Source organism: Amycolatopsis coloradensis (genome assembly GCF_001953865.1).
Taxonomy (GTDB): domain Bacteria; phylum Actinomycetota; class Actinomycetes; order Mycobacteriales; family Pseudonocardiaceae; genus Amycolatopsis; species Amycolatopsis coloradensis.
In genome coordinates this window covers 319,808-343,138 of record NZ_MQUQ01000005.1, presented here as the reverse complement: position 1 = coordinate 343,138, position 23,331 = coordinate 319,808, and the positions used below count along the sequence as shown (strand labels likewise).

The following is a 23,331-nucleotide window of genomic DNA, read 5'->3' as shown; positions in this document are numbered from 1 at the left end:
CGGAACCCTCCAGCGATCTTGGCGATCAAGATTACGCCGCAGGATAGCAATCGATCCTGATAGTCCGCACCCACCAAGCAACAATCAAGTTCATGAACCAGAACACGCCGAATTCAATTGAATTCGTATTCGAAACCGCGCGATAACGCGTTTTCCGAACCTCAGGCCTCGTGGAAGTCGTCGAGGCGGTGCGCTTCGGCGGAGGCTTCGGTCGCCGCCAGCCAGTGCGGATAGGTGACGTAGACCAGTTCCGTGTCCTCCTCGGCGACGTAGACGACTTCGGTTCCGGCACGCAGGTAGATCACCTCACCGGCGCGAGCCGTCACCGGCCCTGAGGGCCCTTCGACGGTGAAAGTGCCCGACGTGATGACGAGAGCCTCGTCGTAGGTCATCTTCCACGGGTTCTTCTCCCCCTTCCGGTAGCGCCCGAACCGACGGACATCGCCGCGTTGCTGTCCTCAGAGAGAACGTCGGCGAGGAAGATCTGCTGGTCAAGCCGCTGGAACCAGGTCGAAGCGCCGGCGCTCGTGAAGTGTTCGACGGACATCCAAGTCTCCTTAAGTGGAACTTTCTCCACTTAGTTAAGCGGAGAAAGTTCCACTTGTCCACCGACTAAACTCACCGCGTGCTTCCCATCGCAGGATCCGGCCCGGTCGAGCGGGCGGACGCGGCTCGCAACCGGCAGAAGATCGTCCGGGCCGCGGCCGAGCTCGTGGCGGCCAAGGGGGTCGAGGGGCTCGCGTTGGACGAGGTCGCGGCGGAGGCGGGCGTCGGGATCGGGACGGTGTACCGGCGGTTTCCGGACAAGGGCGCGTTGGCGCAGGCGCTTCTGGACCAGAACGAGCGCGAGTTCCAGGAGTCGTTCATCAGCGGGCCGCCCCCGTTGGGGCCGGGGGCGGCGCCGAAGGAACGACTCAGGGCGTTCATCAGCGCGTACGTCGACAGGCTTGAGGCGCACGGACCCCTGCTGATGGTCGCGGAGACCGAGACACCGATGGCCCGGTTCGTGACCGGCGCGTACCGGCTGCACCGCAGTCACCTGGTCGCGCTGATCAGCGAGATCGAGCCGACCGCGGATGCGCGATTCCGGGCGGAGGCGCTGCTCGCACCGCTGGCGGCGGCCCAGTACGCCTACCTGCGACAGGACGGCATGACGCCGGAACAAGTCAAAGCGGGTCTGAGTGACCTTTACCAGGTGACGGGCAGCTCCCGCACCGTGTAGAAGATCGCGTTCTCGTTGTATCGCAGCTCTTCTGGCGGTATGGCCAGTGCCAAGGTCGGCATGCGGCGACGGAGAGTGCCGTAGACGACCTGTAGCTCCACACGAGCCAGTGGAGCGCCTAGACACAGGTGCCTGCCGTAGCCGAAGGCGACGTGGTGGCGGGCGTTGCGAACCTGGAGTGTGCCGGGGTCTGAAAAGGCCGAGGGATCCCGGTTCGCGGTGCTCTTCACCGCGATGACACCTTCGCCGGCGCGGATGAGCTTGCCGCCGATTTCCAGGTCCTCGCGCGCGACACGACGGGCTTCGGTGTGAGTGATCGACAAGTACCGGAGGAGTTCCTCCACCACCGCGGAGTCGTCGCCGTCACGGAGATCCGGACGCGTCAGGAGCGCGATCGTGCCCAAAGCGATCATGGCGGCGGTGGTGTCATGCCCGGCCACCAGGAGGAGCTGGCCAAGCATGGCGATCTCGCGTGGCGTCATCGCGCCATCGACGGCCAGGGCGCCGAGCATGTCCGCGTTCTTCGTGACCGCCAGCGCCTCCAGGTAGGCGTTCAGCTCCTCGCTGGCGGCCATCGCCTGTTCGGGATCGGACTGGTCCATGACCAGCGTGCGGGCCACTCCCTGGAAGAACTCACGGTCGGCGTAGGGCACGCCTAGCAGTTCGCAGATGACCCGCGAGGGGACCGGCAAGGCCAGCGCCTCCACCAGATCCACCGGCTTCGGACCGGCGAGGATGGCATCGATGTGGTCGTCGACGATCTGCTGGATCCTGGGCCGCAAGGCCTCCATCTTCTTGATCGTGAATTCCGAGGTCAGCAATCGCCGCTGGGCGGTGTGTTCCGGCGGATCCAGCTGCATCAGGGTCTTCATCCGCGTGTCGCGCGCCTTGCTCACCGCGTTGGTGTGCGGAAAGCCAGGCCGCGTGGCGTCGACGCTGATCCGCGGATCGGCCAGGACCGCTCGCACGTCCTCGTAACGGGTGACCAGCCACGGCGTACTGCCGTCCCACAGCCTCACCCGCGACACCGGCGCCCGGTCGGCGAGCCGGGTCAATTCCGGCGGCGGGTCGAAGGGGCAACCCGCCGCGCGCGGCATCGGAAACAGCGGAATATCCGCCTTGTCGGTCATGGAGTCTCCTCACGATGTCGAACTCGGTGCTCGCATCATGGCGGGGCGGAGACCCCCGGTAACCGGACAAATAAGACGTGACTTGCCTCACATTTTGGCTTGGCTCGACATCACCGCGAGACCGCGGTCGCGGAAGCCGGAACCTAGACTTCACGGCATGGATTTCGCGGCGAAGTCCGAACTGGTCGAGCAGGTGCGCACGTTCACCGGATGGGTGGGCACGGGGCGCAAGCTCACCCAGACCGGGCGCATCACCTTGGTCGACGCCAGGACGCTGGTGTCGTTGCTGGGCACCGGTGACGTGATCGACCCGGTCATCGGCGACCGCGTGTACCGGACCAGGTCGAGCGAGGACCTGCTCGACCTGGCGCTCGTCGTGGAATGCGCCAAGGTGGCGCGGCTGGTCCGCAAAACGGGGCAGCGACTGGTGCCGGTGAAGAAGAATCGGGCCCTGCTTGACGACCCAGAGGCGCTGTGGCTCGCGCTGTTCGCCGGGTTAGACCAGCTTGGCCAGGCCTTTCTGCCCTCGGGCTTCGGTGAGTCCTTGCTGCGCCCGGAATTCGCCGACGGCAGCAGTGCGGTCTTGACCTCGTTGTACCAAGCGGACGGCGCTGTCGGCATCGCGACTTTGCGCACGACCGTCTGGAATGTGGTGAGCGCGCCTTACGTCCTGGACGACGTCACCGAACTTCAACGCGAGGCATTGCGCATCACGACTGACCGCGACACCAAGGAAACACTCGAGGTCCTGCGGCGGCTGGGGGCGGTGACCCTCCAGGACGAATCCGCGGAGCTGACCGAGCTCGGCCGGTCGGGCATGCGAAAGCTATCGGGCGCGCCTGAAGCCGGTGATCCGATCTACCAGGTGAAGATCACCTTGCTGAACATCGAAGGTCTCCCGGTGTGGCGACGGGTGCTGGTTCCGGCGGCCATCCGGCTCGACCGGCTGCACGCCGTCGTCCAGGCCGCGATGGGCTGGGAGAACTACCACCTGCACTACTTCCTCGACGGGCAGACCCACTACGGCGAGGCCGACCCTGAGCTGCAATACCGTGACGAACGGCAAGTACGGCTGGACGAACTGGTGAAGCCTGGTGGCCGCCTCTTGTACACCTACGACTTCGGAGACGGCTGGGACCACGAGATCCTCGTCGAGGAAGCCACGGCCGCCACGGCCGACGGGCACTACCCGCGCTGTGTCGCGGGCCAGGCGGCGTGCCCGCCGGAGGACGTCGGCGGCACCGGGGGTTACGCGCGGCTGATCCAGATCCTCGGCGATCCCCGCCACGAGGAACACCAGGACGTCCTCCACTGGCTAGGCCTCGAAGACCCCAGCCGGTTCGACCCCGCGGGCTTCGACCTCGACGAAGCCAATCAGAGCCTCACCGCCATGGCATAGCTCAGCGCTCGCCCAGCTGCCATTCCGGCCGAACGTAGTGGCAGGTGTAGCCGTTGGGGATGCGCTCCAGATAGTCCTGGTGCTCGGGTTCGGCTTCCCAGAAGTCGCCGACCTGGGTCACTTCGGTGACGACCTTGCCCGGCCATTTGCCGGAGGCGTCGACGTCGGCGATCGTCTCTTCGGCGACCTGTTTCTGGGTGTCGTCGGTGTAGTAGATCGCCGACCGGTAGCTGACGCCGATGTCGTTGCCCTGACGATCACGCGTTGTCGGGTCGTGGATCTGGAAGAAGAACTCCAGGATCTGGCGATAGGTGAGCCGCGCCGGGTCGAAGACGATCTCGATGCCTTCGGCGTGCGAGCCGTGGTTGCGGTAGGTCGCGTTGGGCACGTCTCCACCGGTGTAGCCGACCCTGGTGGAGACGACTCCGGGGTGCCGCCGGAACAGGTCCTGCATGCCCCAGAAGCAGCCGCCCGCGAGAACAGCCTTTTCCGTCACGGTAAATCTCCTCTGGTCGTTGGTATCCAGTAGAACGCGCCACGGCGCTCCTGTCATCCCTGTCCAAGTGTGACGGAACGCTTACGTCCCACCGTGCGTGAAGCTCCTGCTCGCGGCCCTGGCCCTTCTGCTGGCCGGCTGCACGACGTCAGAAGACGTCCCGAAGCCTGAAGACGCCTTCCGCTTCGGCGGGATCTCGATGCCCGCGAGCGGGAAGGTGCTGGAGACGAAGTACGACCGGGGTATCGACGCGAGGTACGAGGTCGTCCTCACCCTTCCGGCGGAAGACCTACCCGAGTTGCTCGAGGCTTCGCACTTCGCTCCCGGGGTGATGAACGACGACCGGGTCGTCGACGGCCGTCGCGTGGTCCGCGAGGTCACCGTCGATGGGACCACGGTGCGCCTCGAACTGTTCACCACGTGAGCACGCAGCGTGAAAAAGATGGGCCGTTCGGACTCGCCTGGGTGACCCCCTAACGTGTAGCTCCACGCATCAGTGCCGGAGGTCGCATGGATCCGATCCGGGTACCGCCCGAAATGTTCCGTTTCACCGACGGCAGCAGGTCCGGGCTTCCCCTGGCGATCCTGCACGCCTTCGGCGAGGCGAACGAACGGCTCGTGACGGCGCTCGGCATCGACGACCTCCGCCCGCGGCTGCGGGAAGCCGGCTGGCTGGAGACGCTGGACGACGAAGAGCTGGTCAAAGCGCTGGACCAGCTCAGGAACCAAGGCCATCTCGACGTCGTCCAGCACCACGCGGGTGACTACCGGACGGCTTCCGAGTACGAGCGTCGCAATCTTCAGTACTCGCTGACCCGGCTCGGCGAAGCGGCGTACGCGGGTGTGGTCCGCGCGAACGAAGTGCTCAACGCGACGGGTGCGCTTCAGACGGCCACCCTCGACGCGCTGGGTGAGCGGCTCGGCGAACTCGTCAAGCAGCTGGAGGACGGCACCGACCGGCGCGTGTTCAGCGTGCTCACCGAAATCGAGAGCCACCTCGAGGCGTTCCGGGACAACACGAAGCGGTTCAACGGCGACCTCCAGCGCCTGCTGCACGCCGAAGCCGACCTCGCGACGTTCCACGAGGTCAAGGCGTCCACGGTCGCCTACCTGCAAGAGTTCCTGAACGACCTGGAGCACCACACCCACACCATCGCCACCCGGATCAAGGAAATCGACGAGTACGGCGTCGAGCGCGTGCACCGGCGCGCGCTCAACGGGGCCACCTTGCCGAGCGCGGACCCGCGCTGGCTCGAAGCCCGCGAGGCCCGCTGGGACGGGCTTCGCGCGTGGTTCCTGCCCGAAAACGGCGCGACGCCGCGGGTCGAGGATCTCCATCAGGTAGCGCGGCGGGCGATCATCACGCTTCTCCAGGTCCTGGACCGGATCACCGAGTCACGTCGCCGGGCGAGCAGCGCGGTCGCGGATTTCCGTGAGCTGGCGCGGTGGTTCACCGTCGTCCCCGCTCAGGAGGACCTGCATCGCCTGTGGTCCACCATGTTCGGGCTCAGTTCCGCGCGACACGCGCACCTGGCCCACGCGGACCCCGAAGTGGTCAGCACGACGGCGTCCTGGCTCGACGCGCCGCCGGTCGAGGTGTCGGAGCTGCTCCGGTCGGCGGGCCGCACCGAACGGTTCACCAGGACCGGAAGGGTCCGTGACGTCTCCGAGATCAGGGCGGCACGAGTCCGGCAGGCCGTCGCCGAGCGTGCCGAACTCGAGGCGGCGTGGAGCATGCTCGACACCGGCGGGGTCGTGCGGCTTTCGGCGTTCGAGAAGCTGGACCACACCGTTTTCGAGCGGCTGCTGGACCTGCTGGGGCAGGCGCTGGGCAGCACTCCCGGCACCGGCGGCGCCCGGCGGAGCACGACGTCCGACGGCCAGATCGAGATCGTCCTGCGGCCGCCGCCGAACGGCGCGGTCGCGCGCCTGACCACCACGAGCGGCGTCTTCCGTGGCCCCGACTACGAAATCGAGATCAGCACGGCCGGAGGCGGTGCGTGAGCCTCACGAACCAACTGGTCATCGCGGAGCGCGAAGAGGTCGCACGCGGGATCCGGGCGATGCTGGCCACGCCGCTGATCGGCGAACGCGGCTCCCCCGAGACCTTCGACCTCGTCCGGCGCCGCCGCGAACCCATCCGGCAGTGGTTCGACTACTACTGCGGCTGGACGCTCACCGTCGAACCCCGGCTCGGCTACGCCCGGCTGGTCAAGGTCCGCGCCGCCGCCGACCCCAGCCGTCCCGCCCGGCGGCTGCGGTCCGGCAGGCCGGCGTTCGACCGGCGGCGCTACGTCCTGCTGTGCGTGGTCGCGGCCGAACTGCTCACGGTGCCGGTGACCACGATCGGCCTGCTCGCCGACCGCGTCGCACGGGCGAGTTCCGCCGACGACCTCGTCACCACCTTCGACGTCACCGCGCGGGCCGAGCGCATCGCGTTCGTGGACGTCCTCCACCTGCTGGAGTCCTACGGCGTCCTGTCGGTCGCCGACGGCGACGCGGAGTCCTTTGTGGACGATGCGAGGGCGAAGGCGCTGTTCCGGGTCGACGCGACCTTGCTGCTGCGCCTGCTCGCCGCCCCGGTCGGGCCGTCGCGGCTGGCCGTGCCCGCCGACGACGTCGTGCTGCGGTTCGAGGAACTGCTGGACGCGGTGTCGTACGAGCAGCGCTACGGCCTCTCGTCGGGGCGTCACGAGGACACGCCGAGCGCCTCCGACGTCCAGCGGAACCTGTGGCTCCGGCATGCGGTCTTCCGGCGCCTCGTCGACGATCCCGTCCTCTACTTCGGCGAACTGACCGCGGAGGAGCGCGCGTACCTCGGGTCGCCGACCGGGCGCCAGTTGCTGCGCCGCGCCGCGGAACAGGGCGGTTTCGTCCTCGAAGAACGCGCGGAGGGTGTGCTGCTGGTCGACGTCGACGGGCTGGCCACCGACGAGAAATTCCCCGACGACGGCAGCAACGCCAAGGTCGCCGCGCTCCTGCTGCTCGACGCGCTGGACGAGCCGCGGACGACCGACTACCTGCAGAAAGCCACCGCCAAACTGCTGAAACGGTTCCCGCGCTGGGCCAGGACCCACCGGGGCAAGGACGGCGTTCGACGGCTGACCGTGGACGCGCTCGCGGTGCTGAGGAGTTTCGGGCTGGTCCGCGTCGAAGCCGAACTCGTCCGGCCACTCCCGGCCGCCGCGAGGTACACCGACCGAAACGAGGAGGCGCCGTGACCGTGACGAGGTGGATCCCGTCCCGGGCGGGCATCCTCAACATCTGGCGCTACTACGACGAGATCTTCGAGTTCCACGACGGGCGCCTGCTGCTGCGCGGCCCCAACGGGAGCGGGAAGTCCAAGGCACTGGAACTGCTGCTGCCGTTCCTGTTCGACGCGAGCCTGCGCGCCAACCGGCTGTCGACCTTCGGCACCAGCGAACGCAGCATGCACTGGAACCTGATGGGCGAAGGCGCTTCCGGCGCCACGCGCGTCGGGTACGTATGGCTCGAATTCCGCATGGCCGAGGACAAGTGGTTCACCTGCGGCGCGCGGCTGCAGGCGAGTACGCACACCAGCACGGTGCACGCCGACTTCTTCACCACCGGGCTTCGTGTCGGCGACAGGTTGCCGCTGGTCAACGAGGCTGGCCAGCCGCTGACCAAGAACGCGCTGGAGGAGCACCTCGGCGAACGCGGGACCGTGCACGCGGGCGCGGCCGGATACCGCACCGAGATCCGCGCGAAACTGTTCCCCGGCCTGAGCGAACAGCGGTACGACGCGCTCATCACCGCGCTGCTCCAGCTGCGGATGCCCAAACTCTCGCAGCGGCTCGACCCGAGCCTGCTGTCCAACCTGCTGTCCCGCGCGCTCCCGCCGTTGGGGCAGCAGGAGATCGCGGATCTCGCCGAGGGTTTCGAACGGCTCGACGCGCAGCGTGAGAAGCTGGGCTCGCTGGAGACCGAGGTCGACGCGACCCGCGCGCTCGCCGCGCGGCAGAAGACCTACGCCCAGCGCGTCCTGCGCGCGGGTGCCGCGAACCTCATCACCGCGACCGCCGAACTCGACAAGCTCGCCGCGGCCGCCCGCCGGTCGGCCGAGGAGTACGACGAGGTCGCCGCGAGCAAGGAAGCCGCCGAGGAACGTGCGGTGCAGCTTGAAAAGGACGTCGAGGAAGCCGAAGCCCGCCTCTCCGGGCTGACCGAATCCGAGTCGTACCAAAAGGGCCAGGAACTCGACAAGCTGCGACAGCGCGCGCTTTCCGCGACGGAACAAGCGGAATCCCTTCGCGCGGACGCCGACCGGCTGCGTGCCGAAGCGAACGCCGACGAGGAGCGCGCGCGGGCGGCCCGGCAGGTCGCGAAACGGCAGGCCGATCTCGTCCGCTCGCGGGAGACCGAGGTCCGGGCCGCCGCGACCCGCGCGAACCTGGCCGGGGTGCACGACGAACTCGTCGCCGGACTGGCGGAACCGATCCGGCTCCGTCCGCTGTTGCAGGCCGCCGTCCGCGGCAAACGCGACCAGGTCGAGACCCTCGGCCGGGCACTGGACAACCACGAACGCGCCGTCGGCCGCCGCCATCAGGCCGAGGCGGAGCTGGACCGGGCGAGGTCGGATTTCTCAGCCGCGCAAGAGAAACTGGATCTCACGTCGGCGACGCGCGAACTGGCGCTGAGCGATCTGCGCACCCGGCTCGCCGAATGGGCGATCGGCTGCCGTGAGCTGCGTTTCCCCGACGCGGAAGCGCTCGTGCGGGAAGCCGAGGCGGAGGTCTCGCTGCTGGGCAAGATCAGCGCGGTCGCCGAGACCGTGCTGGAGGACATCGTCCGGCAGGAGGCGGCGACCGGTGCCGCGCTGGCCACCGCGCGCGCCGAGCACGACGAACTCCTGGTCGAGGCGGGCGTGCTCGAAACGGAGGACGTCCTCGCGCCCGCGGCGCCGAAGACCCGGACGGCGGACCGGGCCGAGATGAGCGGCGCCCCGCTGTGGCGGCTGGTCGATTTCGCCGGTTCCGTACCGGAGGACACGCACGCCGGGATCGAAGCCGCGCTCGAAGGCGCCGGGCTGCTGGACGCCTGGGTGAACTCCCACGGTGTGGTCGACGGGCACGACGTGCTCGCCGAGACCGGGACGCTGCCCGTGGCGTCCGGCCGTTCGCTCGCCGACGTCCTCGTGCCGGAACCGGACGCCGGGGTCGCCCCGGCGAAGATCCGGCGGGTGCTGGAGGTGATCGCCTTCGACGACACGCTGCCCGCGGGTCCCGCCGCGATCGGCGCGGACGGTGGCTGGCGGATGGGCAGCCTGTCGGGCAGCTGGGCGAAGGGGGCCCCCACCTACATCGGTGCTTCCGCCCGCCTGCACGCCAGGGAACGCCGGATCGCCGGACTGCGTGACGAGATCTCCGGCCATGAGAAGACCATCGCCGAGCTGGAAGGCGAACTGGCCGCGCTGCGTGGCAGGCGTGAGCTGATCAAGATCGAACGCGCCGCCCGTCCCAGCCACGATGATCTCCTTGCCGCGACTGGAGAACTGACCACGGCCGAGGCCGACCTGACCGCCGCCGACACCACCGTCCGCCACCGCGAGGCGGCCGTCTCCGCGCTGGAGATCGAAGCCAAGACCGCACTGCACGAGCTGACCGGCCAGGCTTCCGAGGGCGGCCTGCCGACCGAACGCACGCCGCTGACCGCGCTCGCCACAGCCCTGCGCACCTACTCCGACCAGGGCGAGAACTGGTTGTACGAACACGGGAACCTGCTCACGGCGACCCAGCGGGCCGAGACGTTCGCCGAGCAGGCGGAGCGTTCGGAGGCGAACGCCGCCCGCCGCGAGGACGAGGCTTCCGAGGCGGAGACCGAACGCGCCAAGCTCACCGCGAAGCTCGACGCGATCGAGGGCACCGTCGGCACCGGCCAGCGTGAGGTGCTCGCCGAAATCGACGGCCTGCGCACGAAACTGCGCGAACTCGCCGACGAACTCCGCGCGGCCAACTCCGACGCCAAGGAACTCGCGGTCCGGCTGGGCGCGCTCGGCGTGCGGCGCACGACCGACGCGCGGGCCCGCGAAGACGCCACCGCTAAGCAGGACGCCGCCGCGCTCCGGTTCCGGAAGCTCGCCACCGGAGTCTTCCCCGCCGACGGCGGAATCGAGGACCTGCCGAAGTTCCAGGCCACCCTGTCCGCCTCCGAAGGGGTGCGGGCGGCCCTCGACACGGCTCGCCTGGTGGCCGCGGCGTGGCCGTCCGTGCCGCACGCGCCGAGCAACCTCGGCGAGGCACTGCACCGGCTTTCCGAGGCCGTGCACACCTGCCGGAACACGCTCAGCTCGCGCGCGGAACTCGATCTGGAGACCGACGAGGACGTCCAGATCTTCACCGCCGTCGTCGACGGGCTGCGGGTCGGCGCCGCCGAACTGCTGAAGATCCTTTACGCGGAAGCGGAACAGAGCAGGCACGAGATCACCGGCCGCGAGAGCGACCTGTTCGACAAGACGCTGACCGGCGACACCCGCCGCCATCTCGCGGCGAGGATCCGGCAGGCCAACGACCTCGTCGACGGGATGAACGCGCGCCTGGAACGGGTGCGGACCGCGTCGAGGGTCGCCGTCCGGCTGGTCTGGCAGGTCTCCCCCGACCTGCCGCCGGGCACCAAGACCGCGCGGGACCTGCTGCTGAAGGATCCGGACCAGCTGAGGGCCGAGGACCGCGAATCGCTGCACAAGTTCTTCCGGGAGCGTGTCGAGCAGGCGAAGGCGGACGACACCGCGACCAGCTGGGAGCAGCAGCTCGCGCAGGTCTTCGACTACACGTCGTGGCACCGGTTCGTGGTCAAGGTGGACCGCGCCAACGGGGCGGGCTGGCAGCTGCTGACCAAGAAGCTGCACGGCGCGCTTTCCGGCGGGGAGAAGGCGATCGCGCTGCACCTGCCGCTGTTCGCCGCCGTCGCCGCGCACTACCAGGCCGTGCCGGAGGCGCCGAGGGTGATCCTGCTCGACGAGGTGTTCGTCGGCGTCGACACCACCAACCGCGGGCAGGTGTTCGGGCTGCTGTCCGCGCTCGACCTCGACCTGATGCTGACGTCGGACCACGAGTGGTGCACCTACGCCGAACTCAGCGGCGTCGGGATCCACCAGCTCATCACCGGTGGCGACGGGGACGACGCGGTGACCACGGCCCGGTTCACCTGGAACGGCCACGACCTCCAGCCCGCCGGGCATTAGCCTGAGCGGCCCCAAAGCCGGTCGCAGCGGGGCCCTTTCCGCGGTTCGTCCTTGTGCGGCGCGGGAAGGCTCACTACGTTCCCATCGGTGGCGCCGACGGTAGTGCGGATCCAGGTGCTGGGTTCGTTGCGGGTGTGGCACGGCGGTACGGAACTCGACCTCGGCCCACCCGGCCGCCGGGCCGTGCTGGGCTTGCTGGTGCTCGCCGGCGGCGAGGCGATGTCCAAGCAGGACCTGGTGGACGCGCTCTGGGGTGAACGGCCGCCACGCAGTGCGGTGAACGTCCTCCAGACGCACGTCAAACACCTGCGGCGGCTGCTGGAACCCGACCGCCCGGCCCGGTCCGGGAGCGAGATCCTGCCGCACGTCGGCGGTGGATACGCGCTGCGCTGGGACGCCGTCGACGTCGACCTTCCCCACGTCCGCGGGCTCGTCGCCGAGGCGAACGAAGCCCGGCGCGACGGCGAGACGGGCCGGGCCGCTGCCCTGTTCGGCGAGGCGCTGCGCTGGTGGCGCGGCAAACCGCTGGCCGATCTCCCTTTGCTCGCAACGCATCCGAAGGTTCTTTCTCTGGTCGCGGAGCGCCGCTGGCTGCTCGCCGGGTACGGCGACGCGATGCTCGCCATCGGCGCCGCCCGGGAGGTGCTGACGGAGCTGGCCGAGGCCGCCGCGGACCAGCCGCTGGACGAACCCGCCCAGGCCCGGCTCATCCGCGCGTACCACGGCGCGGGCCAGCGAGCGACGGCTTTCCGGCTCTACCAGGAGGTTCGCGAGCGGCTCGTCGAAGAACTGGGGGTCGAACCCGGACCCGAACTCCTCGCCGCGCACGCCGCCCTGCTCGACGAGGGGGACCCGCCCGCGAACCCGCGTCCAGCCGCTCGCGTCCCACGGCAGCTGCCCGCCGGACCACCCGGCTTCACCGGCCGGGCCGTCGAACTGTCCATTTTGGACGAGCTGGTACCGAGGGCGGCGGGTTCCGGTGGCACGGTGGCGATCGCGGCCGTCACGGGAACCGCGGGCGCCGGGAAGACCGCGCTCGCCGTGCACTGGGCGCACCGGATGAAGAACCGGTTCCCCGACGGGCAGTTCTACGCGAACCTGCGCGGCCATTCGCCCGCCCCGTCGGCGACGGCGCTCGAAGTGCTCACCCGGTTCCTGTCCGCGCTGGACGTTCCCGCCGAACGGCTGCCCGCGGACACCGAGACCGCGTCCGCGCTGTACCGGACGCTGATGACCGACCGGAAGGCCTTGATACTGCTGGACAACGTCGACACCGCCGAGCAGGTCCGGCCGCTGCTGCCCGCCGGGCCCGGCTGCCTGGTGCTGGTGACGGCCCGCGACCGGTTGACCGGCCTGGTCGCCCTGCACGGCGCCCGGCGGCTCACCCTGGACATGCTCGATCCCGGTGAGGCACTCGAAGTGCTCGGGCGGGTGCTCGGTTCCGACCGGATCCGCGCCGAACGCGAGGCGGCCGCCGAGGTGGCCGGACTCTGCGCGTATCTGCCGCTGGCGCTGCGGATCGCCGCCGCGAACCTCGCCGACAATCCCGGAGACGGCATCGAGGACTACGCCATCGAGTTGCGCAAGGGCAATCTGCTCGCCGCGCTCACGGTCCCCGGCGACGAACAGATCGCCGTCCGTACCGCCTTCGATCTCTCTTACGCTGCGTTGCCCGCCGGGACGCGACGGTTGTTCCGGCTGCTGAGCCTGGTTCCGGGCAACGACATCGGTGTCGAAGCGGTGGAGATCCTCAGTGGTACGGACCAGGCGAGCCGGATGCTGGACACGCTCGCGGGCGCGCATCTGGTCGAACAGCACGCGCCTGATCGCTACCGGTTCCATGACCTGCTCCGGCGTTATGCGGCCGATCGACTGGAGTCGCGGGAATCCCCGGCCGAACGGGAATCCGCCCGCCGCCGGTTGCACGAGTGGTATCTGCGAGCCGTCGACCACGCGGCGAAAATCGTTTACCCGCACATGTTCCGCATCCCGCTGTCCGTACCGGACGGTCCCGTTCCGGCCGCGGTGAGGGAGAACACGGCGGACTGGCTGGAGACCGAACTGGGCAATCTGGTCGCCGTCGTCGAGGACGCGGCACGGAACGGGCCGCGTCCGGTGGCCTGGCTGCTGGCCGACGCGCTGCGCGGCTACTTCTGGATGTCCTTGCGTCAGGTGGAATGGCGGGCGGCCGCCGGGGCCGCGCTGTCCGCCGCCGAAGAGGACGGCGATCCGCGCGCCCGCGCGGCCGCCCGGTTGAGCCTCGCCGACCTGAGTTTCCGCCAGGGCCGGTACCGGGAGGCCGTCCGGCACTACACCGGCGCGCTCGTGCTCGCCCGGCGGGCGGGCTGGGTGGAGACGCAGGCCGCGGTGCTGGGCAACCTCGGTTGCGCGTACTGGCAGTCCGGACGGCTTCCGGCCGCCGCGGCGCGGTTCTCCCGGGCACTTGAGTTGAGCAGACGGGCGGGGAGGCCAGCCGGAGAAGCCGTCGCGCTCGGCAATCTGGGACTCGTCCAGTGGGAGATGGGCGATCTGCCCCAGGCGGCCGGGCATTACGCCCGCGCCCTGCGCCGGTATCGCCGGATCGGTTCGCGTTACGGGGAGGCGATCAACCTGAGCAACCTCGGGCAGGTGCAGCACGCTCGCGGCCGGGCGACCGAAGCGGCCGGACTGCTCGCCGAGGCGCTCGCCCTGCACCGTGACGCCGGGAATCGCGCCGGGGAGGCGGAAACGCTCGGCAGGCTCGCCTCGGTGTGCTGCGATCTCGGCCGTCTCACCGACGCGCTCGACCACGCGCGCGACGGGCTGCGGCTGGCGCGGGAGACCGGCGAACCGCGCGGTGAGGGCGAAGCGCTGGTCGCGCTCGCCGTCGTGCATCACCGCGCGGGGCATCGGCGGGACGCCGTCCACCGGTACCGGCAGGCCTTGGCCCTGCTGCGGGAAACCGGCGACAGGTATCCCGAAGTCGACGCGCTCATCGGCCTTGCCACCGCGACCGGCGACCTCGGCCAGGCCCGCCAAGCGCTCGCGCTGGCCGAGCGAGCCGGTTACCGCGCGCTGCGAAGACGGGCGTCGGCCGCCGTCGAGTCGATCCTCCGCCTTTGATTCACGCCGCGGCTATTCCACTCCGGGTGTCGTATCCACCCGCCGGGTCGAAGGTGACGACGACCCACGGGTTGACGCCGTGTTCCTTGCCCGCGTTGTCACGGCAGGAGAACTCACCCATGTCGTACGCGCTCCAGGTGACGCTGTCCGGTACCGGGCGCACCGATTCCTCGATCCGGCCGGCCCAGCGGCAGGCCACGTCGTGCACCCGCGGCGTCACCGACGGCTCGGCCCAGGTGACCTTTCCGCCGTCCGCGCACCAGGAAAGACCGTAGGTGTAGGTCCACTTTTTCGGCGTTTCGAGGACGACCGGCTTGATGGTCTTGACGCCGGAAGCGCAATCCCGCGCCGCGTTCGCCTCACCTTCCGCGGCGAACGTGAGGCCGGCGAAGAGAACCATCACCCCGGCGGCGTTCTTGATCATCATCGCTCCCCCTGAATCCGTTGTCCTCCCACTGTTCCGCCGATTCCCCGCGGCCGCAATCCGCCGGACGCCGGGTCCAATCGACGTCCAATGGCCGTCCAGAGTCACCGATTAGCTTGTGCCGCACAGTTTCTCCATTGAGGGGAGTACGGATGAGGGCACGACTCAAGAAGGCCTTGTTCGCGGCGGCCACCACGGTGACCGTCACGGCGGCGCTCGTCGTCGGGACCGCGAGCGGAAGTTCGGCACAGGCCGCCGGTCTGAAGGCGTACGCGATCTCGTCGGACGGCAAGCTGATGGCCATGTTCTCCACCGACAGACCCGCGGTACTCGACTGGGTCCGGCTCGCGCAGGGCCTCACCTGCGGGGAGACGAGCCTGATCGGGATCGACTTCCGGGTACAGAACGGCGTGTTGTACGGAGTGGGGAACAAGGGCTGCGTCTACACGATCAAGGTTCCGCCCCAGGCACCCGACGTCGTCGTCACGAAGGTCTCACAACTCAGCGTTCCCTTGTACGGCACGAACTTCGGCGTCGACTTCAACCCGGCCGCCGACCGGCTCCGGGTGATCAGCGACTACGGCCAGAACCTGCGGCACGATCTCGGCGGCCACACCACGACCGAAGACACCATCCTGACCACGCCACCACTGGGCGGCCCCACCCGGGGCGTCACGGCCGCCGCCTACACGAACAACGACCTCAACCTCGACACCGCGACCACCCTGTTCGTCATCGGCACGAACAGCGACCAGGTGTTCGTCCAATCGCCGGCCAACAGCGGCTTCCTGGCGGCGACCGGCGCGCTCGGCTTCGACACCGGCCCGCTCGCGGGCTTCGACATCTATAGCGACCTGACCAACGGCAAGACGGTCTCGGCGACCGCGTTCGCCGTACTCAACCCGCCGAACGGCTCGCCGTCGACGTTCGCCACCGTCAATCTGCTGACCGGCGCGGCGAGCAAGATCGGCGACTTCCCGCTGCCGATCGGGGACGTCGCGGTCGCACTCGACACGAACTGAGGGAGTCGCGCTGTTCGGTGTCCGGCCTCGGCCGGACACCGAACAGCGGCGCGAACCGGCCGGGCTGGCGGCTTGGAGTCTTCACGCTTTCGAAGGCACACACCGTTCCGAGCGCGGTCGAGCGGCACGCTCGGCGGGCTCGACCGATCGAAGCCTCGCGATGTCTTGCCGTGGCCGCGTGGTCTGGAAGTGTCGGTGGCGGGTTGTAGGCTTCTTTGCGTGGACCTGCACAAGGCCGCGTCTGTGGCGCTAGTGGAAGAGGCAACCGATCCGAGGGTTTTTGGAGGAGGTCACTCATTCGTTGAAGTTGTTGGATATCAGGGATTCTGCGGCTGTCGCGGCGTCGGAGGGCATCGCACTCCGGTTCCGGGCCCTGGCGCGGTTGTCGCAGTGTCGTGAGAGCACGCGGAGTGTGACACAGGAAGTCGCGTTCGCATTGTCGCTTGTGGATGGTCACGCGGGTGCGATGGTCGCCACCGCTGAGGCGAGATCCGGGACGATCTTCCAGCCTTTCCGGTACCTATAGCCAAAAAGCAGCCACACGGCCGTCCTCGTCACGCGCGTCACCGGTCGTGCCATCAACCGAACAGTTATCGCGAGACCGGCAAGGCGCGGTCGGCCCTCGGTCGCCATTCTGGGCCCGTTGCCGAAAATCGGCTACCGCTCCCCGAACCGCTCACGCGCCCTGTCCAGCCTCGTGTGCGGTAAGCCGCCCCACCAACGGAACAGCCCGATAACCGGCGATCGCCGCCCCAGCACCTGCCGCGAACCCGCTCAAGTGTCCACCCACGGTCTGAGGCCACGAACCGGACCGTGGGCCGATCCGCGCAGGCGCCGCGATCGGCAGGCTCACCGGCATGGAAACCGACTACGTCTTTCCCGGCCGCCGCGTCGCCGCGGTCTCGATGGTCCTCGGCCCGGTGCTGCTGCTCACCGGCACGCTGCTGCGGTCGCGCTTCTCCTTCTTCTTCCCCGATCAGCTCAGGGCGATGAGCGACCATCCCGGCCTGATGACGGCCGCCTACACGTGTTTCCTGGCTGGCAACGTCCTGCTGTTCCCCGCGATCATCGCGCTCGCGACGAAGATCGGGCGCACCAAGCAGGCACTGGCCGCCTGGGGTGGTCTGTTCGTCCTCATCGGACTCTTCGAACGGACCTTCCACGCCGGGATCGACCAGGCCGCGATGCGACTCGCCACCCGGCGTGGCGCCGGTTTCGCGGAGAACGTGGTCAGCGAGTCATATCAGGATCCACATCTGTTCAGTTTCCTGTCGTTCACGATCATGTTCGGCTGGTACGTGCTCGCGTTCGCCGCCTATCGCGCGAAAGCGCTCGGCGTCGTCCAGTCGATCGGGCTGGCGACGATGGGACTGCTGCCGCTCGGCGTACTGAAAGGAACCGAAATCGTGTCGATCATCGGCACCGTCGGTCTTTGTGTCGCGTTAATTCCGGCCGGTATCGGCGCATTCTTGGAAAGTCCCGAACCGAGCCGACGGACGGTGGTGATCACGGCGATCGCCGTTCCGGTTCTGGGCGCTCTCGCTTTCGCGAGCTCACTCGGGTGAGGCCTTCCTCAGGCCAGCCGGGCGGGCGTTTTCCCTTTTCTGTCACCGGATTCGTGATCGCGCCCCGCCGGGAGACAGCTCATCAGCAGTACGAGACCCACCGCACCGAGAAGCATGTGCCCGGCGAGGATGCACAACCCACAGAATCCGATCCACAAGGAGATCTTCATTCTCAGATGGTAGGGCGGTTCCCGAGAGCGAGGCCCGGACTTGGGAAAGACTTAAGGTCTCCTTTGGGCAAAGGGTCTGTTCGGCGTACGCGCGTAATGCGCCACCAGAGATACCGTCGCGGCGAGGAAGACCACCTGCGTCAGGCTCCTCGGCACCAGTTCGTCCAGCACCGACGTCACCGGCCCGTTCAGCGCCTTGTCCACGTTCGCCGGGAACATCCCCAGTAGCAGGACGGTCAGCCCGGCGGCCGCCCACGGCGCGGTGCGCGACCACAGCACCGCCGCGGCGCCCGCCAGTTCGAGGACACCGGTGACGGTGACCAGCAGCGCGGGCGCGGGCAACGCGGGCGGCACCATCGCGACGAGTTCCTCGCGCATGCCGATGAAATGCGCGAGTCCTGTCGTCACGAACAGTGCCGCGACGCCGCCGCGCACGGCCACCGGCCAGGGTTTCAGGCGCCGGACGCCCGCCAGCCCCAACAAGAACAACGTCGCCGTGACGGCGGCCAACATCAGTACGGGTACGAGACCGGGATCCATGACCAAGCCTTCCGAGCCGGGAACTTTCCACTGACAAGATGCGCTGTTGCGAGCCATCTTGTCAATGACTAGATTCATCGGCATGAGTCCGTACCACCACGGCGACCTTCGCCGGGCCGTGCTCGACGCCGCCATCGCGGCCATCACCGAACACGGTCCGGCCGGGATCAGCCTCCGCGATCTCGCCCGGCGCGCGGGCGTCTCGCACGCCGGGCCGGTGCACCACTTCGGGGACAAGGCCGGAGTGCTCACCGCACTGGCCGCCGAGGGATACGGACTGCTCGCGGACGCCCTCGCGGCGGAGGGCGAGCGGGACTTCGTCGAGGTCGGCGTGGCCTACGTGCGGTTCGCGATCGAGCATCGCGCGCATTTCGAGGTGATGTTCCGCCCCGAACTCCACCGTGCGGACGACGCGGCGCTGGCCGCCGCCCGTGACCGCGCGGGCGCCCTGCTGACCAATGGCGCGTCTTCGGTCAGCGACGACGAGATGGCGGGAGTCGCCGCGTGGTCGCTGATGCACGGCTTCGCGAACCTGTGGCTCACCGGCGCGCTACGTGCCGAACTCCAGGAGGATCCGGACACCGCCGCCCGCGCGATCGCCCGGATCCTCTTCCCGTGATCAGACCTGCGCCGTGGGCATCACGGTGATCTGCTGGACATTGGCCCGCGCCGGGAGCGACGTCAGGAACGCCACGGTCTCGGCGATGTCACCCGGCTCCAGCCAGGTCAGCGTCTCGCGCACGCCGTCCAGCCACTCGTTCGCGCCGGCGTCGGTGACATGGCCCTGTAGTTCGGTGTCGACCAGACCGGGCTCCACCACCGCGACCCGTACGTCCTTCGGGCCGAGGTCGGCGCGAAGGTTCTTCGACAGGTGCGTGACGTATGCCTTCGAAGCGACGTAGACGGCGAACGACGGGAAGATGGCCTGCGCACCGATGGACGACGTGTTCACCAGGTCGGCGACGCCCTTCTCCGCCGCCGAAGCGACGAGGTGCGGGACGAACGCGCCGATCGAGTTCATCAGCCCGGTCATGTTGACGTCGATCATGCGCTGCCAGTCGCCGGTCGCGAGTTCGTCGATCGGCGCGGCCAGCATCACGCCGGCGTTGTTGAACAGCAGGTCCGCCCGGCCCAGTTTCGCTTCGACCTCGGTCGCCGCGGCACGCATCGCGCCGGCGTCGGCGACGTCGGCCGCGATCACCAGCGCCGTCCCGCCGTCCTGTTCGATCTCCTTGGCCAGGGTCTCCAGCCGGTCGGCCCGCCGGGCGATGAGCGCGACCGCGGCACCGGAGGTGGCTAGCCGCCGCGCGGTCGCTTCGCCGATTCCGCTGGACGCGCCGGTGACGACGGCGACCCTGCCGGAGTGCCGTGCCTGGGTGTTCGTCATTTGTCTCTCCTCAGTGGACTCGCTGTCGGCTTCCGGAATCCAGGAAACCGGCTCGCGCGCAGAGGTGGCACGGCCTGCCCGACCTGGGTCCGGCAGTACCAGTCAGGCCTGTAGCGCGCCGAGGACGAGACCGGCGTGCTTGCGCCAGACGTCGTCCTGCCCGGCAGTCAGTTCGACGATCCGGCCGAGCGCGAGGATCTGCAGGCCGATGTCCGCGGAGGTGATTCCCGCCCGCAGCCGCCCTTCGCGGTGCGCACGTTCGACCAGGTCGCCGAGACTCTCGGCGAGGTGGGCGCGGCACGCGTCGAGCGCGCCTTCGGTGACGGTGAGCCCGTCGAGGAACGCCCGGTGCCGGGCCATCATGGCGAGGGTCCGCTCCACGAACAGGCCGATTCCCTCCCACGCGTCTTCGGCGGCCTTCGCCCGCTCCGAGACGGCCGTCCACTCAGCGACGTCCTCCTCCAGCACGGCCTTGACCAAGTCGTCCTTCGTCGGGAAATGCCGATACAGGGTGGCGACGCCGACGCCCGCCCGCCGCGCGATCTCCCGGACGTCCGTCGCGAGACCGCGTTCGGCGAAGGACTCGCGCGCGGCGTCCAGCACCTGCGTCCGGTTTCGCGCCGCGTCCCAGCGCTGACGCCGCGAAGTGGTCATGCCGCGATCCTACCTGTTCCGGAACACATGTTTCGGATACGGTGGTTTTCCGGATCAAGTGTTCCGGAACAGGAGGAGACCATGTCCACGATCGTGATCACCGGGGGCACCGACGGCCTCGGCCGCGCACTGGCCGCGGACCGGCTGCGCGAGGGCCACACCGTCGTCATCGTCGGCCGGAGCGAGGCGAAGTTCCGCACGCTGGAGGGCGACGCGCACTTCGTCCAGGCAGACCTTCGCGAGGTCGCGGAGAATCGCCGCGCCACCAAGGAGATCGCCGCACGCTTCCCCGCCGTCGACACACTGGTACTCGGTGCCGCGTACGTGCACCGAGACAGGCAGGTGACCAGCGAAGGCTTCGAACACACCTTCGCGCTCTACTACCTGAGCCGCCACATCTTCGCGTCGGAACTGCAAGGCGTGCTCGCCGCCGCCGAGCGGCCACTGATCCTCGACACCACCGTTCCCGGTGCCCCGAAAGACGCCATCCACTGGGACGATTTCCAGCTGTCACAGGGGTTCACCTGGAAGACGGCGAACATGCAGAGCAGGCGGATGGGTCTGCTGTCGGCGCTCAGGCTCGCGTCCGACCACGTGCGGTACGTGCTCTACAACCCCGGTTTCGTCCGGACGAGCCACCAAGGCGCGCTGGGCAAGGCGTCGCGGGCGATGGTGTCCGTCATGGCGCAGGTCCTCGGAACACCGCCGGAAAAGGCGATCCTCCCGATGCTCGACCTCATCGCGAACCGGCCGGATACCCCCTTGAGCGCTTACGCGCGAAGCAAGCGACTCACGCTCGACGACGCCACCGCCGAAGAAGCCGAGCGGCTCCACGCCGCCACCACACAGCTACTGAACGCGGTCTGAACCGCGGAAACATCCGCGAAGAAAAAATCTCGACGCCGATGTCGAAACGGCGGGACGTCCTTCGTATAGGAAGTGACAAGCCGCTTCGACACAGGAGGACGCCATGACCCAGTACTTGCTCAGCCTCTACCAGCCCGACGGCCCCACCCCGCCGCCGGAGTTCCTCGAGCCGATCGCTCGCAAGCTCCAGGCGCTCAACGCCGAGATGCAGGCCGCGGGCGCTTGGGTGTTCGCGGCCGGGCTGCACCCGCCGACCACGGCGACCGTGCTGCGGGCCAAGGAGAACGGCGACATCGTGATGACGGACGGCCCGTTCGCCGAAGGCAAGGAGCACCTGGGCGGCTTCACCATCGTCGAGGTGCCGGATCTGGACGCCGCGCTCGACTGGGGCCGCCGCATCGCCGAGATCACCGGCCTGCCGATCGAGGTCCGGCCGTTCCAGGGCGAGGAAGACCCTTCGTGCGTCCCCTGAGCACGCAAGACATCGGCCGGGTCTTCACCGAGGAGTACGGCCGCGCGGTGGCCGTCCTGGTCCGCGTCTTCGGCAGCATCGACCTCGCCGAGGAAGCGGTCCAGGACGCCTTCGCCGCGGCGGTGGACCGGTGGCCGTCCACCGGTCTGCCGCCGAGCCCGGCGGGCTGGATCATCACGACCGCCCGCAACAAGGGCATCGACCGGTTGCGCCGGGAAGCCGCGCGCGATGACAAACACGCCCAGGCCGTGCTCGTCCACGCGGCCGACGAACCAGCGGAGGAGGGGCCCGTGCGTGACGACCGCTTACGCCTGATCTTCACCTGCTGCCACCCCGCGCTGGCCGTCACCGCGCAGGTCGCGCTGACCCTGAAACTGCTGGGCGGGCTGACCACCGGCGAGATCGCGCACGCGTTCTTCGTCCCCGAGACGACGATGGCGCAACGGCTGGTCCGGGCGAAGGGCAAGATCCGCGACGCGAAGATCCCGTACCGCGTCCCGGGCGACGCCGATCTGCCGGACCGGCTGCGTTCGGTGCTCGCCGTGGTCTACCTCGTGTTCAACGAGGGCCACACGGCCAGTTCCGGCGAACGGCTGATGCGCGACGACCTGTGCGCCGAAGCGATCCGGCTCGGCAGGCTGCTCGCCGACCTCATGCCCGACGAACCCGAGGTCACCGGGCTGCTGGCGCTGATGCTGCTCACCGAGTCCCGCCGGGCCGCCCGCACCGGCCAGGACGGCGACGTCGTCCTGCTGCCCGATCAGGACCGGTCGCGGTGGAATCGGGAGCTGATCGCCGAAGGGCAGACGCTGGTCCGCGCCTGCCTGCGGCGGAACCAGCCCGGTCCGTACCAGATCCAGGCGGCGATCAACGCCGTGCACAGCGACGCCGACGGCGCGGCGAGCACGGACTGGTCGCAGATCGTCCAGCTGTACGACCTGCTGCTGACGCTGAACCCGACGCCGGTCGTCGCGCTCAACCGCGCCGTCGCGGTGGCCGAGGTGGACGGCCCCGGCGCGGCACTCGGCGCGATCGACGAACTCCACCTGGAGGACTACCACCTGTACCACGCCATCCGCGCGGATCTGCTGCACCGGCTCGGCCGTCCGGCGGAATCGGCACAGGCCTACGAGGCGGCGATCCGGCGGGCGGAGAACAGTGCCGAACGGCGGCTGCTGGAACGGAAACTGGCCGCGGTCAGTCGTTGATCAGCCGGGCCGGGCCGGGACCTTGGGCGGCGAGGACGTCACCGGGGTTGACCAGCACGCACTGCTCGAAGGACAGGCAGCCGCAGCCGATGCACTCGGTGAACCGGTCGCGCAGGCATTCGAGTTTCTCGATGCGCTGGTTGAGTTCGGTGCTCCAGCACTGGGAGGCGCGCTGCCAGAACGCTTGGTCCGGCGCGGCGCCCTCCGGCAGGAAGTCGAGCACGCCGCCGATCACCTCCAGTGGGATGCCGAGGTGGTGCGACGCGCGGACGAACGCGACCACGCGGAGCATGGCTCGGGGGTACCGGCGCTGGTTCCCGCTGGTCCGCCTGCTGCTGATGAGGCCCTGGCGTTCGTAGAACCGCAGGGCGGAGGTGGCGACACCGCTGCGTTGGGCCAGTTCGCCGATGGTCAGTTCGGCCGGCGGTTCGGACATGTCCACGATCCTAGCTTGACTTGAACCCTTGTTTAA

General features: G+C 69.0%; 22 protein-coding genes. 13 read left to right on the top strand and 9 right to left on the bottom strand.

Annotation, left to right across the window (positions count from 1 at the left end):
- Positions 1 to 161: 161 nt before the first annotated feature.
- Entirely contained in the window at positions 162 to 392 is a 231-nt protein-coding gene (locus BS329_RS44480) for a cupin domain-containing protein (RefSeq protein ID WP_244197107.1), read from the bottom strand.
- Between the two features lie 233 nt (positions 393 to 625).
- Here BS329_RS44480 and BS329_RS11200 point away from each other — a divergent pair, with 233 nt between their 5' ends.
- Positions 626 to 1,222 carry a TetR/AcrR family transcriptional regulator gene (locus BS329_RS11200; protein ID WP_076159005.1) on the top strand — a complete coding sequence of 199 codons (597 nt, stop codon included), beginning with the start codon at positions 626 to 628 and terminating at the stop codon, positions 1,220 to 1,222.
- Here the strand turns inward: BS329_RS11200 and BS329_RS11195 are convergent.
- The gene (locus tag BS329_RS11195) at positions 1,189 to 2,352 is read right to left on the bottom strand and encodes a cytochrome P450 (RefSeq protein ID WP_076159003.1); all 1,164 of its coding nucleotides are present in this window, start codon (positions 2,350 to 2,352) and stop codon (positions 1,189 to 1,191) included. The two genes, BS329_RS11200 and BS329_RS11195, sit on opposite strands and share 34 nt — an antisense overlap.
- 157 nt (positions 2,353 to 2,509) lie before the next feature.
- Here BS329_RS11195 and BS329_RS42460 point away from each other — a divergent pair, with 157 nt between their 5' ends.
- Entirely contained in the window at positions 2,510 to 3,751 is a 1,242-nt protein-coding gene (locus BS329_RS42460) for a plasmid pRiA4b ORF-3 family protein (RefSeq protein WP_143252973.1), read from the top strand.
- A gap of 1 nt (position 3,752) precedes the next feature.
- On the opposite strand, the gene msrA is transcribed toward BS329_RS42460, so the two are convergent.
- Entirely contained in the window at positions 3,753 to 4,247 is a 495-nt protein-coding gene (msrA, locus tag BS329_RS11185) for a peptide-methionine (S)-S-oxide reductase MsrA (RefSeq protein WP_076159000.1), read from the bottom strand.
- Between the two features lie 97 nt (positions 4,248 to 4,344).
- Here msrA and BS329_RS11180 point away from each other — a divergent pair, with 97 nt between their 5' ends.
- The 5 genes from BS329_RS11180 to BS329_RS11160 all read left to right on the top strand — a co-directional run bounded on the left by BS329_RS11180 (position 4,345) and on the right by BS329_RS11160 (position 14,550).
- A complete protein-coding gene (locus BS329_RS11180) occupies positions 4,345 to 4,671 on the top strand; it encodes a hypothetical protein (RefSeq protein ID WP_076158998.1) in 327 nt (108 codons plus the stop codon).
- A gap of 86 nt (positions 4,672 to 4,757) precedes the next feature.
- On the top strand, positions 4,758 to 6,251 hold the full coding sequence (locus BS329_RS11175; protein WP_076158995.1) for a TIGR02677 family protein: 1,494 nt from the start codon (positions 4,758 to 4,760) through the stop codon (positions 6,249 to 6,251).
- Entirely contained in the window at positions 6,248 to 7,468 is a 1,221-nt protein-coding gene (locus BS329_RS11170) for a TIGR02678 family protein (RefSeq protein WP_076158992.1), read from the top strand. Before BS329_RS11175 ends, BS329_RS11170 begins: the two co-directional genes overlap by 4 nt.
- Complete coding sequence (locus BS329_RS11165) at positions 7,465 to 11,448, top strand: TIGR02680 family protein (RefSeq protein WP_076158990.1); 3,984 nt, start codon at positions 7,465 to 7,467, stop codon at positions 11,446 to 11,448. The genes BS329_RS11170 and BS329_RS11165 overlap by 4 nt, the downstream gene beginning before the upstream one ends.
- Positions 11,449 to 11,535: 87 nt before the next feature.
- Complete coding sequence (locus BS329_RS11160) at positions 11,536 to 14,550, top strand: AfsR/SARP family transcriptional regulator (protein ID WP_244197106.1); 3,015 nt, start codon at positions 11,536 to 11,538, stop codon at positions 14,548 to 14,550.
- 1 nt (position 14,551) lies between these two features.
- Here the strand turns inward: BS329_RS11160 and BS329_RS11155 are convergent, their stop codons facing one another.
- Positions 14,552 to 14,974 (bottom strand): hypothetical protein, encoded by a 423-nt coding sequence (locus BS329_RS11155; protein ID WP_244197105.1) that lies wholly within the window; start codon positions 14,972 to 14,974, stop codon positions 14,552 to 14,554.
- Positions 14,975 to 15,126: 152 nt separating this feature from the next.
- On the opposite strand from BS329_RS11155, the gene BS329_RS11150 reads away from it, so the two are divergent.
- Together BS329_RS11150 and BS329_RS11140 are read left to right on the top strand one after the other, a co-directional pair.
- Complete coding sequence (locus BS329_RS11150; protein ID WP_076158986.1) at positions 15,127 to 15,996, top strand: DUF4394 domain-containing protein; 870 nt, start codon at positions 15,127 to 15,129, stop codon at positions 15,994 to 15,996.
- Positions 15,997 to 16,853: 857 nt separating this feature from the next.
- Positions 16,854 to 17,561 (top strand): hypothetical protein, encoded by a 708-nt coding sequence (locus BS329_RS11140; RefSeq protein WP_076158981.1) that lies wholly within the window; start codon positions 16,854 to 16,856, stop codon positions 17,559 to 17,561.
- Positions 17,562 to 17,569: 8 nt separating this feature from the next.
- Here the strand turns inward: BS329_RS11140 and BS329_RS43305 are convergent, their stop codons facing one another.
- Both BS329_RS43305 and BS329_RS11135 read right to left on the bottom strand, forming a co-directional pair.
- On the bottom strand, positions 17,570 to 17,731 hold the full coding sequence (locus tag BS329_RS43305; protein WP_158075769.1) for a hypothetical protein: 162 nt from the start codon (positions 17,729 to 17,731) through the stop codon (positions 17,570 to 17,572).
- A gap of 51 nt (positions 17,732 to 17,782) precedes the next feature.
- Positions 17,783 to 18,271 carry a DoxX family protein gene (locus BS329_RS11135; RefSeq protein ID WP_076158978.1) on the bottom strand — a complete coding sequence of 163 codons (489 nt, stop codon included), beginning with the start codon at positions 18,269 to 18,271 and terminating at the stop codon, positions 17,783 to 17,785.
- Between the two features lie 82 nt (positions 18,272 to 18,353).
- Here BS329_RS11135 and BS329_RS11130 point away from each other — a divergent pair, with 82 nt between their 5' ends.
- Positions 18,354 to 18,890 carry a TetR/AcrR family transcriptional regulator gene (locus tag BS329_RS11130; protein WP_076158976.1) on the top strand — a complete coding sequence of 179 codons (537 nt, stop codon included), beginning with the start codon at positions 18,354 to 18,356 and terminating at the stop codon, positions 18,888 to 18,890.
- Here the strand turns inward: BS329_RS11130 and BS329_RS11125 are convergent, their stop codons facing one another.
- Together BS329_RS11125 and BS329_RS42455 are read right to left on the bottom strand one after the other, a co-directional pair.
- Positions 18,891 to 19,658, bottom strand: a complete 768-nt coding sequence (locus BS329_RS11125; RefSeq protein WP_076158974.1) for an SDR family oxidoreductase — start codon at positions 19,656 to 19,658, stop codon at positions 18,891 to 18,893.
- A gap of 102 nt (positions 19,659 to 19,760) precedes the next feature.
- On the bottom strand, positions 19,761 to 20,312 hold the full coding sequence (locus BS329_RS42455; protein ID WP_076158971.1) for a TetR/AcrR family transcriptional regulator: 552 nt from the start codon (positions 20,310 to 20,312) through the stop codon (positions 19,761 to 19,763).
- A gap of 81 nt (positions 20,313 to 20,393) precedes the next feature.
- Here BS329_RS42455 and BS329_RS41815 point away from each other — a divergent pair, with 81 nt between their 5' ends.
- The 3 genes from BS329_RS41815 to BS329_RS11105 all read left to right on the top strand — a co-directional run bounded on the left by BS329_RS41815 (position 20,394) and on the right by BS329_RS11105 (position 22,859).
- Entirely contained in the window at positions 20,394 to 21,179 is a 786-nt protein-coding gene (locus BS329_RS41815; RefSeq protein ID WP_076158968.1) for an SDR family NAD(P)-dependent oxidoreductase, read from the top strand.
- A 103-nt stretch (positions 21,180 to 21,282) separates the two neighbouring features.
- Positions 21,283 to 21,651: a YciI family protein gene (locus BS329_RS11110; RefSeq protein WP_076158966.1), complete on the top strand. Its 369-nt coding sequence runs from the start codon at positions 21,283 to 21,285 to the stop codon at positions 21,649 to 21,651.
- A complete protein-coding gene (locus tag BS329_RS11105) occupies positions 21,639 to 22,859 on the top strand; it encodes an RNA polymerase sigma factor (protein WP_076158963.1) in 1,221 nt (406 codons plus the stop codon). Before BS329_RS11110 ends, BS329_RS11105 begins: the two co-directional genes overlap by 13 nt.
- On the opposite strand, the gene soxR is transcribed toward BS329_RS11105, so the two are convergent.
- A complete protein-coding gene (soxR, locus tag BS329_RS11100) occupies positions 22,849 to 23,295 on the bottom strand; it encodes a redox-sensitive transcriptional activator SoxR (RefSeq protein ID WP_076158961.1) in 447 nt (148 codons plus the stop codon). The genes BS329_RS11105 and soxR overlap by 11 nt on opposite strands.
- Positions 23,296 to 23,331: the final 36 nt, after the last annotated feature.